Annotated in this window: 19 protein-coding genes; 7 read left to right on the forward strand and 12 right to left on the reverse strand. The window is 64.8% G+C overall.

What is annotated here, in order from left to right; all coding sequences use genetic code 11:
* The 8 genes from HKL97_RS09895 to hisB all read right to left on the reverse strand — a co-directional run.
* Nucleotides 1–259, reverse strand: a 259-nt coding sequence (locus HKL97_RS09895) for a chromate transporter (protein ID WP_291424876.1), incomplete at its 3' end; no start/stop codon positions are given.
* Nucleotides 256–618, reverse strand: a complete 363-nt coding sequence (locus HKL97_RS09900; RefSeq protein ID WP_291424877.1) for a histidine triad nucleotide-binding protein — start codon at nucleotides 616–618, stop codon at nucleotides 256–258. The genes HKL97_RS09895 and HKL97_RS09900, both read right to left, overlap by 4 nt.
* Before the next feature lie 60 nt (nucleotides 619–678).
* Nucleotides 679–1,131 carry a phosphoribosyl-ATP diphosphatase gene (locus tag HKL97_RS09905; protein WP_408820984.1) on the reverse strand — a complete coding sequence of 151 codons (453 nt, stop codon included), beginning with the start codon at nucleotides 1,129–1,131 and terminating at the stop codon, nucleotides 679–681.
* A 21-nt stretch (nucleotides 1,132–1,152) separates the two neighbouring features.
* Nucleotides 1,153–1,929: an imidazole glycerol phosphate synthase subunit HisF gene (gene hisF / locus HKL97_RS09910; protein ID WP_291424878.1), complete on the reverse strand. Its 777-nt coding sequence runs from the start codon at nucleotides 1,927–1,929 to the stop codon at nucleotides 1,153–1,155.
* Nucleotides 1,923–2,654, reverse strand: a complete 732-nt coding sequence (hisA, locus tag HKL97_RS09915) for a 1-(5-phosphoribosyl)-5-[(5-phosphoribosylamino)methylideneamino]imidazole-4-carboxamide isomerase (RefSeq protein ID WP_291424879.1) — start codon at nucleotides 2,652–2,654, stop codon at nucleotides 1,923–1,925. Before hisA ends, hisF begins: the two co-directional genes overlap by 7 nt.
* Nucleotides 2,651–3,184, reverse strand: coding sequence for a GNAT family N-acetyltransferase (locus HKL97_RS09920; RefSeq protein WP_291424905.1), 534 nt, complete (start codon nucleotides 3,182–3,184; stop codon nucleotides 2,651–2,653). Before HKL97_RS09920 ends, hisA begins: the two co-directional genes overlap by 4 nt.
* Nucleotides 3,185–3,255: 71 nt before the next feature.
* Nucleotides 3,256–3,891 carry an imidazole glycerol phosphate synthase subunit HisH gene (hisH, locus tag HKL97_RS09925; RefSeq protein ID WP_291424881.1) on the reverse strand — a complete coding sequence of 212 codons (636 nt, stop codon included), beginning with the start codon at nucleotides 3,889–3,891 and terminating at the stop codon, nucleotides 3,256–3,258.
* A gap of 5 nt (nucleotides 3,892–3,896) precedes the next feature.
* The gene (gene hisB / locus HKL97_RS09930) at nucleotides 3,897–4,487 is read right to left on the reverse strand and encodes an imidazoleglycerol-phosphate dehydratase HisB (protein WP_291424883.1); all 591 of its coding nucleotides are present in this window, start codon (nucleotides 4,485–4,487) and stop codon (nucleotides 3,897–3,899) included.
* A 113-nt stretch (nucleotides 4,488–4,600) separates the two neighbouring features.
* Between hisB and HKL97_RS09935 the strand changes: the two genes are divergently transcribed.
* From HKL97_RS09935 to HKL97_RS09945, 3 genes are all read left to right on the forward strand, one after another.
* Nucleotides 4,601–5,797, forward strand: a complete 1,197-nt coding sequence (locus HKL97_RS09935) for a multidrug effflux MFS transporter (RefSeq protein ID WP_291424885.1) — start codon at nucleotides 4,601–4,603, stop codon at nucleotides 5,795–5,797.
* A gap of 7 nt (nucleotides 5,798–5,804) precedes the next feature.
* Entirely contained in the window at nucleotides 5,805–6,542 is a 738-nt protein-coding gene (locus tag HKL97_RS09940) for a gamma-glutamyl-gamma-aminobutyrate hydrolase family protein (RefSeq protein ID WP_291424887.1), read from the forward strand.
* Between the two features lie 89 nt (nucleotides 6,543–6,631).
* Nucleotides 6,632–7,096: a hypothetical protein gene (locus tag HKL97_RS09945; RefSeq protein ID WP_291424889.1), complete on the forward strand. Its 465-nt coding sequence runs from the start codon at nucleotides 6,632–6,634 to the stop codon at nucleotides 7,094–7,096.
* Nucleotides 7,097–7,099: 3 nt separating this feature from the next.
* Here HKL97_RS09945 and mctP read toward each other — a convergent pair whose 3' ends face one another.
* From mctP to purB, 4 genes are all read right to left on the reverse strand, one after another.
* Entirely contained in the window at nucleotides 7,100–8,620 is a 1,521-nt protein-coding gene (gene mctP, locus HKL97_RS09950) for a monocarboxylate uptake permease MctP (RefSeq protein ID WP_291424891.1), read from the reverse strand.
* Complete coding sequence (locus HKL97_RS09955) at nucleotides 8,620–8,796, reverse strand: DUF3311 domain-containing protein (RefSeq protein WP_291424908.1); 177 nt, start codon at nucleotides 8,794–8,796, stop codon at nucleotides 8,620–8,622. The genes mctP and HKL97_RS09955 overlap by 1 nt, the downstream gene beginning before the upstream one ends.
* A gap of 77 nt (nucleotides 8,797–8,873) precedes the next feature.
* Complete coding sequence (locus HKL97_RS09960; protein ID WP_291424893.1) at nucleotides 8,874–9,560, reverse strand: NRDE family protein; 687 nt, start codon at nucleotides 9,558–9,560, stop codon at nucleotides 8,874–8,876.
* An 11-nt stretch (nucleotides 9,561–9,571) separates the two neighbouring features.
* Nucleotides 9,572–10,903 carry an adenylosuccinate lyase gene (gene purB / locus HKL97_RS09965; RefSeq protein ID WP_291424895.1) on the reverse strand — a complete coding sequence of 444 codons (1,332 nt, stop codon included), beginning with the start codon at nucleotides 10,901–10,903 and terminating at the stop codon, nucleotides 9,572–9,574.
* An 89-nt stretch (nucleotides 10,904–10,992) separates the two neighbouring features.
* Here purB and HKL97_RS09970 point away from each other — a divergent pair, with 89 nt between their 5' ends.
* From HKL97_RS09970 to HKL97_RS09985, 4 genes are read left to right on the forward strand one after another with little or no spacing between them, the layout of a single operon-like run.
* On the forward strand, nucleotides 10,993–11,592 hold the full coding sequence (locus tag HKL97_RS09970; RefSeq protein ID WP_291424910.1) for a TerC family protein: 600 nt from the start codon (nucleotides 10,993–10,995) through the stop codon (nucleotides 11,590–11,592).
* Nucleotides 11,589–12,665: an ABC transporter permease gene (locus tag HKL97_RS09975; RefSeq protein WP_291424897.1), complete on the forward strand. Its 1,077-nt coding sequence runs from the start codon at nucleotides 11,589–11,591 to the stop codon at nucleotides 12,663–12,665. The genes HKL97_RS09970 and HKL97_RS09975 overlap by 4 nt, the downstream gene beginning before the upstream one ends.
* A complete protein-coding gene (locus HKL97_RS09980; RefSeq protein ID WP_291424899.1) occupies nucleotides 12,662–13,396 on the forward strand; it encodes an ABC transporter ATP-binding protein in 735 nt (244 codons plus the stop codon). Before HKL97_RS09975 ends, HKL97_RS09980 begins: the two co-directional genes overlap by 4 nt.
* On the forward strand, nucleotides 13,397–14,389 hold the full coding sequence (locus HKL97_RS09985; protein ID WP_291424901.1) for an MlaD family protein: 993 nt from the start codon (nucleotides 13,397–13,399) through the stop codon (nucleotides 14,387–14,389).
* Nucleotides 14,390–14,460: the final 71 nt, after the last annotated feature.

The raw sequence follows: 14,460 nt of genomic DNA on the forward strand, positions 1-14,460 counted from the left end.
ACCCGCCCCGCCATCCGGCCCGCTTCATCCCGATGCAGAAGCCTGTCTGGCTGGAGGCTGGCCCCGGCAGGAACTGGCACAGCGCCAGCAGTCCCGAATAGTCATGCTCGCTCAACCATTCGCGGTTTTCCACGAACTCCCGGCGGAAATAGCCAAAATGCGCCACCGGCCCGCCAAACGAGGTCAGCCCCAGCACCAGGAACGCCCGCAGCACCTCCCAGGCCGAACCCTTTGGCGCGGACGAGGGCGGGAGCGTCATGCCGGGGCCAGCAATGGTCCGAGTTTGCGTCCGCCAAGAATATGCACATGGAAATGCGGCACCTCCTGGTGGCTGTCCGGCCCCGCATTGGCGAGCAGCCGGTAGCCGCTCTCCTCAACGCCCAGCCGCTTGGCCACCAGCGCCACGGCACGGAAAAACCCGGTAATCTCTTCCGGGCTGGCCTTGGCGCCAAAATCGGCGCTGGAGACATATGCCCCCTTGGGGATCACCAGCACATGGCAGGGCGCCGCCGGCCTTATATCCGGAAACGCCAGCGCGAATTCGTCTTCATAGAGTTTTTCGCAAGGTATCTCGCCGCGCAAAATCCGGGCAAAAACATTTGTGGGGTCATAGGTCATACCACCTCCATAATGTAATTTTTATCTCAGGAAACCCGTCATACCGTCTTTCCGCGCCTTTTACGGGATTTTTTTTGTCGGCAAGCCATCCGCCGCCAGCGGCTTGCGCGCGGCTTTCTCCGCGATCCCGCTCAATCCCTCGCGCCGGCTCAGCTCCGCCCATATGTGCTCAGGCCGCAGCCCCGCATCTACCCATAAAACCAGCAGATGATACAAAACATCCGCGCTTTCGGCGATCAGTGAAGGCTTATGCCCGGCTACCGCCTCAATCACGCATTCCACCGCCTCTTCGCCGAATTTCTGGGCGATTTTCGCAGTCCCGCGCGCCAGCAGCCTGGCTGAATGGCTCTCAGAGGGGCTGGCATCCTTGCGTGAGAGCACAGTCGCCCACAGCCGGTCCAGCACGCGCGCATCCGGCGCATCCAGCGGCGGCGGCATGGTCACGGTGCTGGCACGCGACGCCTGTTTCTTCTTCGGCGCGGGGGAGGGGGATTTGGCGATCTTCTTGGCCATCGGCGGTTTTTGCGACTCCTCTTATTTGTTGAGTATCGCGCGGGGCAGGCGCACCGGCAAGCCTGCCGCCGCCAAGGCTTCCTTAACCTGAGCAATGGTGAACTGGCCAAAGTGGAACACGCTGGCGGCCAGAAGCCCGGTCGCCCCGGCCTGCGCGCCCTCCACGAAGTGCTGTAGCGTCCCCACCCCGCCGGAGGCGATCACCGGCAGGCGCACCGCCGCGCAGATGCGCCGCAGCAACTCCAGGTCAAACCCCTTGCCGGTGCCGTCGCGGTCCATCGAGGTCAGCAGAATCTCCCCCGCTCCCAGGCTTTCCATCTGCTTCGCCCACTCAATCACATCCAGCCCCGTGTTGGTCCGCCCGCCGTGCGAGAATACGTCCCATTTTTCAGGGGCTGACTGGCGCGCATCAATCGCCACCACCACGCACTGGCTGCCGAATTTCTGCGCGGCCTCCGCCACCAGCGCCGGCCGGCTGATCGCGGCCGAGTTGATGCTGCATTTATCCGCCCCCGCCAGCAGCAGCCGGCGCATATCCCCGGTGCTGCGTATTCCTCCGCCCACGGTCAGCGGCAGAAACACCTTCTCCGCCGTGCGCGAGACCACATCAAGGATCGTATTGCGGTTGTCGGAGCTTGCGGTAATATCCAGAAACGTCAACTCATCCGCCCCGGCGGCATCATACACCACCGCCTGCTCCACCGGGTCTCCGGCATCGCGCAGCGAGACGAAGTTAACCCCCTTCACCACGCGCCCGTCCTTCACATCCAGGCAGGGGATCACGCGCAGCTTCAGCATGCGGCCAGCGCCTCGGCGGGCTTCAGGCTGCCGTCATAAAGCGCGCGGCCGAGAATCGCGCCGTTCAGATGAGGGCTTTGCCGCGCCGCCGCCTTCAGCGCCAGAATATCCGCGACTCCGGCGACTCCGCCCGAGGCGATCACCGGCACATTCACCGCATCGGCCAGCGCCGCCGTCTCCTCCAGGTTCAACCCGGTCTTCATCCCGTCACGCGCGATATCAGTATAGATAACGCCCGCGATCCCCGCATCCTGCAGCCGCACTGCCAAATCCGCCGCGCGCAGGTTCGATGTCTCAGCCCAGCCCTCGGTTGCCACCATGCCCGCCTTGGCATCGATGCCGATCACAATCCGCCCCGGAAATTTCTGGCACGCCTCAAACACCAGCGCCGGGTTTTTGGCCGCCGCACTGCCCAGAATCACCCGGGTAACCCCGGCGGCCAGCCAGCTCTCAATTCCCGCCAAGTCCCTTATCCCGCCGCCCAGCTGCACCGGCACGCGCACGGCCGCCAGAATCGCTCTCACCGCCGCGCCGTTCACCGGCCGGCCGGCAAACGCGCCGTTCAAATCCACCACATGCACCCAGCCAAACCCCGCCGCCTCCCAGGCCGCGGCCTGCGCTGCCGGATCGTTCCCATAAACTGTCGCCTGGTCCATTTTGCCGCGCTGCAACCGCACGCAGGCGCCATCCTTCAGATCGATCGCCGGATACAGAGTTAAGGTCATTTTCCCAGCCTCTTGTAATAAAAATGCCCCGCCACCGTGGCCCCTTTCACCCGCGCATAGGCCGGATGCGTCCCCCAGCGCGTGAACCCGCATGCCTCATAGAGCGAAATCGCCCAGCTCTGCGTCTCGCGCACGTCCAGGTTTAACACCTGATACCCCAGTTTGAGCGCATAATCCTCGGCACACAGCAGCATCAGCCGCGCCAGCCCGTGCCCGCGCGCATAGGGCGCCACGAAATGATGCATCAGCGTGGCGGAAAATGCCTGCGCCTCGTTGTTGCGCGAGGGCCGAACGAGCTGGACCGCACCATAAATCACGCCGTCCATCCGCCCCACGATCAGCTCACGCTCGGGCACCAGCGCCACACCTTTAAAATACTGCTCAACCACGCTGGCCTTCGGCGGTTTCACCCAGCCAAACCCGCCGCCATTGAGAATCGCCGCGATCGTGGCCTCGGCCAGCGCGTGCACATCCGCCTCATCCTCGAAGCGTTCCAGACGTTCGGCCAGCAGCGTGGCCGGAGGGGGCATATCTTGTTTCACCGCTGCCTATTCGCGCGTGCGGCCCGCGTAATCAAGCCACTTGGTGTGAAGATACCAGTTTAAGGCGACCATTCCAGGAAGTTGCCCAGAATCCGCAAACCCACCTGCTGGCTCTTTTCGGCATGGAACTGCGTCCCCGCCCGGTTGCCATGCGCCACCATCGCCACCACCGGGCCGCCGTAATCGGCGGTGGCCAGCAGCTGCGCCGGGTCGGCCCCGGCCAGCGCGTAGGAATGCACGAAATACGCATGGTCGCCCGGCTGCAGGCCTTCCAGCAATTTATGCGCCCCCGGCTCGAACGTGAGCTCGTTCCAGCCCATGTGCGGCAGGCGCAGCCCCGGCGCGTGCAGCGCCCGTATCTCGCCTTGCACCCAGCCGAAACCCGGCGTCACCTTATGCTCCAGCCCGCGCTCGGCCATCAGCTGCATGCCAACGCAAATGCCCAGAAACGGCGCCCCCGCGTCCACGCGCGCAAACATCGCCTCCTTAAGCCCATCCACCCCCGCCAGCCCGGCCGCGCAATCGGCGAACGCCCCCTGGCCCGGCAACACAATCCGCTCTGCGCGCGCCACCACATCCGGGTCCGCGGTAATGCGCACATCAGCCTTTATGCCGCGCTGCGCCGCCGCCAGCACGAGTCCCCGCGCCGCTGACGCCAGATTCCCGCTGTTATAATCAATAACCGTGACGAGCATGGGCCTTAGATCACGCCCTTGGTCGAGGGAATTTCCCCCGCCGCGCGCGGCTCGATCGCCACCGCCATCTTCAACGCCCGCGCCACGGCCTTGAACGTGGCTTCCGCGACGTGATGCGCATTCACCCCCGCCAGCTGGCGCACATGCAGGTTGAACAGCCCGTTCCCTGCCAGCGCGCGGAAAAATTCCTCGATCAGCTGGGTGTCCATGCCGCCCAGCATCGGCCGCTCGAAATTCACCCCCCAGGCGATGAACGGCCGCCCGGACAAATCCACCACCGCCTCCACCAGCGCCTCGTCCATCGGTACGCAGGCCTGGCCAAAACGGTTGATGCCGCGTTTCACATCCAGCGCCGAGGCCAGCGCCTGCCCGAGCACGATGCCCACATCCTCAACCGTGTGGTGCGCGTCGATATGCAGATCCCCCACCGCGTGGATGTTCAGATCAAACAACCCATGCCGGCCAAACGCCGTCAGCATATGGTCGAAAAACCCGACCCCGGTGGCAATTGCGGTCCTGCCGGTGCCATCAAGGTCCAGCTTTACCGTAATATCGGTTTCAGAAGTTTTTCTGCTCAGTTCAGATGTGCGTGCCATGCCCCATGGCCTACAACAAAGCCCCGGAAATTTAAACCGGGAAGCGTCAATTCAGGTCTCGGTTGCAGATTCGGGGGGTTCCGGCGCTTGCGCCAGCTGTTTAAGCTTAAATCATGCCGCGGCTCATCGATAATAAAAAACTTCCGCTTCTGCTGGGTTTCCTCATTGCTGTCGGCCCCGTCTCGACAGACATGTACCTCCCGGCCTTCCCCGCCATCGCGCGAGACCTGCAAAACCCCGCGGCGCCGCAATATTCCCTCGCCGCCTATTTCATCGGCCTCGCCATCGGCCAGATGACCCAGGGCGCCCTGGCGGACCGCATCGGCCGGCGCACCCCGCTGCTGGCGGGGCTCATCATCTACACCATCGCCAGCGCCGGCTGCTGGCTGAGCTGGGATGTCGAGAGCTTCATCATCTTCCGCTTCCTCACGGCGCTCGGCGCCTCGGCGGGCGTCGTCATCCCGCGCGCCATGGTGCGCGACCTGGCAGACGGTCCAGCCGCCGCCAAGCTGTATTCCAAGCTCATGCTGGTCATGGGTGTCGCCCCCATCGCCGCGCCCATGCTCGGCTCGCTTTGCGTCATGTTCGCGAGCTGGCGGATCATTTTTGCCGTCTGCACGCTTTACGGCGTGGTGGCGCTCGCCGCCATCTGGTTCTTCCTGCCGGACACCTTGCCCCCCTCGCGCCGTACCCGCCTTGGTCTCATCCCCGTGCTGATGCGCTACGGCGCCATCTTCCGCGAACGCGCCTTCCTCACCCATGCCTGCGTCGCCGCCTTCACCTCGGCGGCGCTGTTCGCCTATCTCGCCGCCACACCCCAGGTGTTCATCAACGAATATGGCTGGAACTCCACCGGCTACGCCGCCCTGTTCGGCGTCAACTCCTTCGCCTACATTGGCTTCAACCAGCTCAACCCCGCACTGGTCACACGCTTTGGCGTCGCGCGGGTCATCACCATCGCCGGCGCCGTCCTGCTCACCGGCTGCTTCGGCTTGGTCATCATGGCCTGGTACCCGCACGGCCCTTATCCACTCGCCGGCATGCTCGCCTTCTCCGAGCTCGGTTTCGGCCTGTTGCTGCCCTGCTCGCTGGTTGGCGCCCTCTCGCGCCACCAGGCCCATGCCGGCAGCGCCTCGGCCCTGCTCGGCACCATGCAGTTCATCGGCGGCGCCATCACCGGCCTGCTCATGGGCGTGCTGGCTGACGGCACAGCCAGACCCATGGCCGCCGCGATGCTGGTATGCGCCGCCGCTGTGATGCTTGCCGCCGCCCTGCGCCCCAGTTTAAGCTTTTCTCCAACGGAGAGTTAAAAAGAACATGACCCAGAGCATCATCGGCATTCCCGCCTGCACCAAATTCATCGCCGGTTACGTCCAGCATGCCACCCCGGCACGCTACGGCGCCTCGCTCATCGCCGCCGCCAACGCCATCCCCCTCCTCATCCCGCCCGAGGGTGAGCAGATGCGCGCTCTGCTGGACCGCCTTGACGGCATCATGTTCAACGGCAGCCCCTCCAACGTTGCGCCGCTGCGCTACGGCGCCGATTTTGACGCCACCCCCGGCGCGCACGACCCCGAGCGTGACGCCACCACCATCCCCCTCATCCTCGCCGCGCTGGATCGCGGCATCCCCGTTCTGGGCATCTGCCGTGGCATGCAGGAGATCAACGTCGCCCTCGGCGGCACCTTGTTCCAGGAGGTCCATCTCCAGCCCGGCCGCATGGACCACCGTTCCGGCGAGGGCGAACACCGCTTCGCCCTCAGGCATGAGGTCACGCTTTCAGGTGAGCTCGCCCGCATCTGCGGCGCGCAGACAATCCAGGTGAACTCCCTCCACGGCCAGGCGATTGACCAGCTGGCCGCCGGGCTGGCGGTCGAGGGCATCGCGCCGGATGGCACCATCGAGGCCGTGCGCGTCGAAGGCGCGAAAAATTTCGCCATCGCCGTGCAATGGCATCCGGAATGGGAAGTCACCCATTTTCCTGACCGCAAACGCCTCTTCAACGCCTTTGGCGAGGCATGTGCCGCCTACCGGCAGTCTCGCGCCGGCGCATAGGCCGGCCAAGGCGGCAAACCGGGGGTTGCAAAATTCCCGGCATGCGATGATTTATCGTTCTATAGTCGTTTCAACAAAGGAGCGTGACTATGGACATCCAGACCATCGACAGCAACTACAACCAGCTGCAATCCCAGGCCCAGCAGACGGTGGCGGAGATCAAGCAACTCGCGCTCAAGCTGCAAGCCGCCTCGCAGGCAGGGGACCCCAACGCGCGGGAATGGTTTCTGGACCTTAAAAGCGTCGCCCTGGCCATCCAGGCGGAGCAAAATCAGGTCTCCAACCTGCTCCAGTCGCTGCATAATTTTGTCGAGGCCCAGCAGACGCAGGCCCAACAGCCGCAGGTCCAGCAACTCCCGCCGCAAACCTCGCCCTGGGGCAGCCAGCCCCCCGGCTATCCGCCGCCGAACAACGGCTACTACCCGCAGCAGAACAACATGCAGGGCAACATGGGCGGGCTGCTTGGCGGCCTGCTCAACTCCGGCTTCGGCCGCGCCATCGTCACCGGCGCCGGTTTCGGCATCGGTGACGATCTGATCAATAAAATTTTCTAACCCTCAAACATAATCCTCGGCGCGGGTCTCATCGCCCGCGCGGTCGGAGCAGAACGCATTCATCGGCAGGCTCAACACCGCCGCCACCACCGCATTCAGCAGCACCGTCGCCAGCGCGATATAGCTGGGCAGCGTAAAGCCCAGCACATGAAACGCCCAGATCGACCCCGCGAAATGGTTCAGCGCCACCAGCCAGGTCGCGCTGATGATCCCCACGGCCCAACCCGCCAGCAATGCCCAGCCGTTGAAAAACCGCGTGAACACCGAGAACACGATCGCCGGAAACGTCTGGATGATCCACATCCCCCCCAGCAGTTGCAGCTGCACCGCGTAGGTGGCCGGGATCACCAGAATAAACACCAGCGCCCCCGCCACCATCACCAGCGAGAAGAGCTTCGCCACCTTGGCTTCCCCGCTTGCAACGCTTCCTGGCATGAACTGCGAATAAATATCGCGGGTGAAAATATTCGCCGAGGCGATGGCCATGATCGCGGCGGGCACCAGCGCGCCGATCGCGATCGCGCCAAACGCCACGCCTGCGAACCAGCCGGGGAACGCCTCCAGCACCAGAGCCGGCACCGCGAAGCTGGTGCCATATTGCTTAAACCCGGCGGCGAATTGCGGCATGTCCTTCACCCCGGATGCCACCGCCATATACCCCACCAGCGCCAGCAGCCCGAGCATCACCGAGTACGCCGGCAGCAGCACCGCATTGCGCCTTATCACCTGCGGCCCCGAGGAGCTGAGGATCCCCGTTGTGGTATGCGGATACAGAAACAGCGCCATCGCCGAGCCCAGCGCCAAGGTCGCGTAGCCGCTATAGGCCCCGGTGCTGCCCGCGGGCGGCGCCGCCAGCAGCAGTTTGGCGGGCGCGATCTTGGCGAATATCGCGCCAAATCCGCCAAGTTCCGCCGGTATCACAATCACCGCGACAATCACGGTCAGATAAATCAGCAGATCCTTCACAATCGCGATCATCGCCGGTGCGCGCAACCCGGAGGTATAGGTGAATGCCGCCAGCACCGTGAACGCCACAATCAAGGGCACATGACCGGGAATTCCCAGCGCGCCGATCACCGTCTGCATGCCGATGAGTTGTAGCGCGATATAGGGCATGGTGGCGAATATCCCCGTCAGCCCGATCGCCAGCGCCAGATGCTTGTTGCCATAGCGCCCGCGCACAAACTCCGGCCCGGTGATATACCCGTATTTATGCGCAACTTTCCAAAGCTTCGGAAACACCAGGTATAAAATTGGATAGATCAGCACGGTATAGGGCAGCGCGAAAAACCCGATCGCCCCGGCGCCGAACATCAGCGCCGGAATCGCAATGAAAGTATAGGCCGTATACGCATCCCCGCCGATCAGAAACCACGAAACCCAGGTGCCAAAGCGCCGCCCGCCTAACCCCCATTCCTCGATATGCTCCAAATTTCCGGCGTTCCACCGCGCGGCGGTGAACCCCAGCACGATCACCACGGCGATCAGCGCCAGAAACACAAGTGTCGCTGCGGGATAGGTCATTATTTCTCTCCCCCGTGCTCAACCCGGTAGACGATATAAATCAGCAGCGAGGCCACCGGCACCAGCGCGATCTGAAACCAGTAGAAAAACGGAAACCCGAACAGCGCGGGCGCGGCCTGATTATAAAACGGCACCGCCAGCACCATTATAAACACCAAAAGCAATAAAATTTTTATCACGTCTCGCTCCTCTGAGTCCTGGCGTTCCGCCAGGTAGAACAGGGTAACGCATTGTGCGGCCCCGGCAAACAAATTTACAAGGCGAGCGCGACAAACGCCGCCACATCGGGCCGCCCCGCCGCGAATCGCCATTGCGCTTTGCCGGGCGGGCAGGGCAGGGCGATCAACGAGGAACACACCGTGGCGAACCCATCCTTTGGAGGAATATTCAGCGCGCTCTCCCATGGCCCGGTGGCGTCCGCCAGCAGCGCCGCCCAATCCTCAAACGCCGCCGCCGCAAAGCGCGGCAGATGCCGGGCAATCCGTGGATGCGTCTCATCATTGGGCTCGCCGGAGGTGATCATGCTCACCCCTTCACCCAGCCGCGCCACATCTGGCTGTCCAGCGCCTAACCCGCGCAGCAAAAACGCGCCCGCGGCATCCGCCACCACCAGGTTGAACGGCCGGTACGCCCCCGCATCTAGCCCGGCCAAAACCCGCGCCGCCGCCTCGGCCGAAGTCTCCCGCAGCGCCATCACCGGCAATTCGCCCCGGCTGCGTTTGCCTGCCGCCGGCCCCAGCGTGCCCGTGCGGTTCAACACCGCCGCCACCACGCCATGCCGGTTCATCCCCAGCCAGGTGCCGCCCGCGAGCCTATCGCGCCCGGCGATCACCCCCGGCCAGAATTCTCCCGGCGGCTCCCACGCGCGTTCCACCATTTCATCGCGGTTGGCGCCGATGAACACGCCTTGCGCGCCAATCCGCAGAATGATGGAACACACGCGAAAAACCTCTATCCAAACACGCGCTTGAAGATCACATCCACCTGCTCCAGATGCATCTCTGAGGCCATCGCCGCGTCAATCTGCGCTTCGCTCACCCGCCCGGCGACCTCTTCATCCGCCAGCAAATTGGCGCGGAAACCGCACGTATCCGGCTGCCCCAGCTTCGTCCAGGTCGCCATCGCGTTGCGCTGCACGATCTTATAGGCGTCCTCACGCAAAATTCCCGCCTTGGTCAGTGCCAGCAGCACCTCGCCGGAGTGCACAACCCCGCCCAGGCTGTCCATGTTCTCGCGCATCCGCTCTGGGTAGATCGTGAGCTTATCCATCATCCCCGCCAGCCGGCTCAGCGCGAAATCCAGCGTTACCGTCGCATCCGGCCCAATCCCGCGCTCCACCGAGGAATGGCTGATATCGCGCTCATGCCACAGCGCCACATTCTCCATCGCCGGCACCACCGCTGCGCGCACCAGCCGCGCCAGGCCGCATAAATTCTCCGAGAGCACCGGATTGCGCTTATGCGGCATCGCCGAGGAACCCTTCTGCCCGGCGTGGAAAAACTCCTCCGCCTCGCGCACTTCCGAGCGCTGCAAATGCCGCACCTCGGTCGCCAGCCGCTCGATCCCGCAGGCAATCACCCCCAGCGCCGCGAAAAACGCCGCATGCCGGTCGCGCGGGATCACCTGGGTCGAAACCGGCTCCACCGCCAGCCCCAACTTTGAGGCCACATATGCTTCAACCCGCGGGTCCACATGCGCGAACGTCCCCACCGCGCCGGAGATCGCACAGGTCGCAATCTCGGCCCGTGCCGCCACCAGCCGTTCCCGGTTGCGCGCGAACTCCGCATAATGCCCCGCCAGCTTCAGCCCGAAACTCGTCGGCTCGGCATGAATCCCATGGCTGCGGCCGATGGTCAGCGTATATTTGTGTTCCAGCGCCCGCTTCTTCAGCGCCGCCAGCACCTCGTCGATATCCGCCAGCAGCAAATCCGCCGCCTGCGTCAGCTGCACCGCCAGACATGTGTCCAACACATCCGAGGAGGTCAGCCCCTGATGCACGAACCGGCTCTCCGGCCCCACGCTCGCCGCCAGCCAGGTCAGAAACGCGATCACATCATGGCGTGTCTCGCGCTCTATCTCGTCAATCCGCTCCACATCCGCGGCATTGATCACCGCCAGCTTCGCGCCGCCTTTCTCCCGGATCACCGCCGCCGCCTCGCGCGGGATCAACCCGGCCTCGGCCATCCCCTCGCAGGCCAGCGCCTCGATCTCGAACCAGATCCTGTACTTGTTCTCCTGCGTCCAGATGGCGGCGGCCTGCGGGCGGCTATAACGGGGGATCATGGCTAACTCCTCAAGTGAAATCTTTAAGGCCCCGCCTAGCCTTCCACCCCCGCATTGACAAGCCGCACAAGCGCAAGTCACTTCCCCTCATGGACCTTCCGGCACTTCTTCCCTTCCTGGCCATTCTTGTGCAGGTCCTGCTGATCGACCTCGTACTGGCCGGGGACAACGCCGTCGTCATCGGCCTGGCCGTCAACGGCCTGCCCCGGGCACAGCGCCGGCAGGCCATCTGGTATGGCATCGCCGGCGCCACCATCATCCGCATCGCCTTCGCCCTGGTCGCGCTGCAAATGCTGCACATCCTCGGCCTCACCCTGGCCGGTGGCATCCTGCTCCTCTGGGTCGTCTGGAAATCCGCCCGCGAGCTGCACGGCGCGGGCGAGTACCATAGCATCAAGCCCGCCGGCCACCTGCGCGCCGCCATCTGGCGTATCATCGTGGCGGACATCTCCATGTCGCTGGATAATGTCCTGGCCGTCGCCGGCGCCGCGCATGACCACCCCTATGTGCTCGCCATCGGCCTCGCTGTCTCGGTCGCCCTCATGGGCATCGCCGCCACGCTGGTCGCCAAATTGCTCACCCGTTTCCATTGGCTGGCCTGGGTCGGCATCGCCATCGTGCTCTATGTCTCCCTGAGCATGATCTACGAAGGCTCCGCTCAGGTTCTCCACCACCTCACCCCGGCATGAGCGCCAGCCTCGCCCAGGCGGACAAGCGCATCGCCCTCGCCGGTCCACTCACCGCGCCGGGCCTGGGCAGGCTCTGGCCGCAGGCCATCAGCGCCGTCCGCGCCGCCCGCGGCACGCCCCTCACGCTGGATCTCTCCGGCGCCACCATCCTCGATACTTCTGGCGCCGCGCTCATCCTCGCCATGGAAACCGCGCATGGCGGCCCGCTCACCCTCACCGGCGCCACCCCCCGCGCCGCCGCGCTGCTCGCCCAGCTGCGCGCCGCCATGCCGCCTCCCGGCAGCCCCAGGCCCAGCCCCACGCCCCAACTTGGCACGGGCCTGCTGCAGAATGCCAAAATCCGCGTCGAATTCTTCGGCGCCACGGTCCTTGCCCTGCTCGTCCTTCCCGCCAGGCTGCGCTTTCTGCGCGGCGCCGGTTTCCTGCGCATCACCGACCGCGCGGGCCTCCAGGCGCTCCCGCTCGTGCTCATGCTGGGCTTCCTCATCGGTCTCATTCTGGCCTTCCAGTCGGCCATTCCCATGCGCCAGTACGGTGCCGATCTCTACGTCGCCAACCTCGTCTCCCTCTCCCTGTTCCGCGAGCTTGGCCCGCTGCTTGTCGCCGTCATCCTGGCCGGGCGCACCGGCTCCGCCTTCGCCGCCGAGCTTGGCACCATGCAGGTCAACGAGGAGATCGCCGCCCTCACCACCATGGGCATAGACCCCGCATCCATGCTGGTTCTCCCGCGCATGGCCGCCGCCATGCTGGTCATGCCCGGCCTTCTCGCCGCCATGGACATCGCGGGCCTGCTTGGCATGGCGGTTGTGCTCATGCTGCTAGGCTTTCCCTTTTCGGCCATCGCGCAGCAGATACTCTCCACCTCCCACCCGGCGGATCTCCTGCTCGGTCTCTCCAAGGGGCTGGTCTTCGCCGCCGCTCTCGCCCTCATCGGCTGCCGCGCCGGCCTTACCGCCGGCAACGGCCCGCGCGCGGTGGGCGAGGCGGCCACCTCCGCCGTGGTAGGCGGCATCGTCGCCACCATCCTCATTGACGGCATTTTTGCCGTTATGACGTACCGGCTAGGGCTATGACGCCGATCATCTCCATCCGCGGCGCCACCCAGATCTTCGGCGCCCGCACCATCTTCAAAGATGTCAGCTTTGACATCGAACAAGGCGAAATCTTCGCCATCCTGGGCGGTTCGGGCTGCGGCAAATCCACCCTGCTCAGGCAGATCATCGGCCTGCTGCCGCCCACCGCCGGGCAGATCACCGTCGCAGGCCACTCCGTCACCGATGATGTGGCGGCCGTGCGCCGCACCATCGGCGTCATGTTCCAGTCCGGCGCGCTGTTCGGCTCCATGACCCTGCTGGAGAATGTCGCGCTCCCGCTCGCCGTATTCACCGATCTTCCCGCCTCCGCCCGCGAGGAAGTCGCCCGCATCAAGCTCGCCCTGGTCGGCCTGGCCGATGCCGCGCCGCGCCTGCCCGCCGAAATCTCCGGCGGCATGGTCAAACGCGCCGCCATCGCCCGCGCCTTGGCGCTTGACCCTCCGATCCTCCTGCTCGACGAACCCTCCGCCGGGCTGGACCCTGTCACCTCCGCCGGGCTGGACCGCCTGATCCTGGAGCTGCGCGCCACGCTCGGCACCACTTTTGTCCTCGTCACGCATGAGCTGCCTTCCATATTCGCCATCGCCGGGCGCTGCGCCATGCTGGACGCCACGGCCCAGGGCCTCATCGCCCTTGGCCACCCGCGGGAATTACAAGCCAACGCCACAAGCCCCATGGTAAAAGCCTTCTTCAACCGGGAGATGCCGTAAATGGAACCGAAAAATGCCGGCCTGCGCGTTGGCATGTTCGTCCTGGCGGGCATTGCCGCCCTGCTTGCCCTCGTCTTTTTCCTGGCCGGCATCAACCTCACCCCCAGCCTCCAGCAGGAGACCTATTTCAGTGAGTCCGTGCAGGGGCTTAACGTCGGCACCGCCGTCAAATTCCGCGGCGTCACCATTGGCCAGATTACTGACATCGGCCTGGTCGCCGCTGAATATCCGCCCCCTCCCGGCGCGGCCAGCCGGAAAGTCTATCAGCAGGTCGTCGTCCGCTTCACCGTCGACCCTAAAAAGATCGGCCATACCGGCAGCCTGCAAAATCTCATCGCACACGGCCTGCGCGTGCAGATCGAGCCGCAAGGCATCACCGGCCTCTCCTATCTCGATGTCAGCTTCGTCAACCCCGTCCAATATCCGGTGCAACCCGTGCCCTGGACCCCGCAAAGCACGGTGATACCCTCCATGCCCAGCACCCTCACGCAGATTCAGGATGCGCTGGAGCAGGTCATGTCCTCGCTCTCAAAGGTCGATCTCGGCAAGATGTTCACCCAGATCAGCGCGCTCACCACCACGCTGCACGATGAAGTCACCTCCGGCGACGCGCATCAGGCCGTGGCCCAGGCCGCCGCGCTGCTGACCAATCTCAACACCACGCTCACGGCCACAAACCTGCCCGCCACCACAGCCTCCATCCGCAATCTCGCCTCGGGGCCGCAGACGATGCAGATCCTCGCCCAGCTCAACCAGACCACCGCGCAGCTCGCCAAAATCACCGCGCAACTGCCAGCCCTGGCCGCCGCCTCGCAGGCCACCATCAACCAGGCCGATGAGACCACGGCTGACCTTCAGGCCCAGTTGCTGCCCATGCTGCAAGACATGAAAACCACCACCGCCAATCTGCGCGCGCTTTCCGCCGAACTGGCGCGCAACCCATCCCAGGTGCTGCTCAGCGCGCCCCCGCCGCCCGATGGAGCCAAACCATGAACCGCCGTTTCGCCATCCTCGCCCCGCTTGCGCTCAGCGCCTGCACCTCCCTGCTGCCCGCGCAAAAATAC

This window comes from Acidocella sp. (assembly GCF_013044125.1).
Taxonomy (GTDB): domain Bacteria; phylum Pseudomonadota; class Alphaproteobacteria; order Acetobacterales; family Acetobacteraceae; genus Acidocella.

What these genes read in the sequence shown, in the direction of transcription:
- HKL97_RS09900 (WP_291424877.1), bottom strand. Translation starts at nt 618, where the DNA reads ATGACCTATGACCCCACAAATGTTTTTGCCCGGATTTTGCGCGGCGAG.
- HKL97_RS09905 (WP_408820984.1), bottom strand. Translation starts at nt 1,131, where the DNA reads ATGGCCAAGAAGATCGCCAAATCCCCCTCCCCCGCGCCGAAGAAGAAA.
- hisF (WP_291424878.1), bottom strand. Translation starts at nt 1,929, where the DNA reads ATGCTGAAGCTGCGCGTGATCCCCTGCCTGGATGTGAAGGACGGGCGC.
- hisA (WP_291424879.1), bottom strand. Translation starts at nt 2,654, where the DNA reads ATGACCTTAACTCTGTATCCGGCGATCGATCTGAAGGATGGCGCCTGC.
- HKL97_RS09920 (WP_291424905.1), bottom strand. Translation starts at nt 3,184, where the DNA reads ATGCCCCCTCCGGCCACGCTGCTGGCCGAACGTCTGGAACGCTTCGAG.
- hisH (WP_291424881.1), bottom strand. Translation starts at nt 3,891, where the DNA reads ATGCTCGTCACGGTTATTGATTATAACAGCGGGAATCTGGCGTCAGCG.
- hisB (WP_291424883.1), bottom strand. Translation starts at nt 4,487, where the DNA reads ATGGCACGCACATCTGAACTGAGCAGAAAAACTTCTGAAACCGATATT.
- HKL97_RS09935 (WP_291424885.1), top strand. Translation starts at nt 4,601, where the DNA reads ATGCCGCGGCTCATCGATAATAAAAAACTTCCGCTTCTGCTGGGTTTC.
- HKL97_RS09940 (WP_291424887.1), top strand. Translation starts at nt 5,805, where the DNA reads ATGACCCAGAGCATCATCGGCATTCCCGCCTGCACCAAATTCATCGCC.
- HKL97_RS09945 (WP_291424889.1), top strand. Translation starts at nt 6,632, where the DNA reads ATGGACATCCAGACCATCGACAGCAACTACAACCAGCTGCAATCCCAG.
- mctP (WP_291424891.1), bottom strand. Translation starts at nt 8,620, where the DNA reads ATGACCTATCCCGCAGCGACACTTGTGTTTCTGGCGCTGATCGCCGTG.
- purB (WP_291424895.1), bottom strand. Translation starts at nt 10,903, where the DNA reads ATGATCCCCCGTTATAGCCGCCCGCAGGCCGCCGCCATCTGGACGCAG.
- HKL97_RS09970 (WP_291424910.1), top strand. Translation starts at nt 10,993, where the DNA reads ATGGACCTTCCGGCACTTCTTCCCTTCCTGGCCATTCTTGTGCAGGTC.
- HKL97_RS09975 (WP_291424897.1), top strand. Translation starts at nt 11,589, where the DNA reads ATGAGCGCCAGCCTCGCCCAGGCGGACAAGCGCATCGCCCTCGCCGGT.
- HKL97_RS09980 (WP_291424899.1), top strand. Translation starts at nt 12,662, where the DNA reads ATGACGCCGATCATCTCCATCCGCGGCGCCACCCAGATCTTCGGCGCC.
- HKL97_RS09985 (WP_291424901.1), top strand. Translation starts at nt 13,397, where the DNA reads ATGGAACCGAAAAATGCCGGCCTGCGCGTTGGCATGTTCGTCCTGGCG.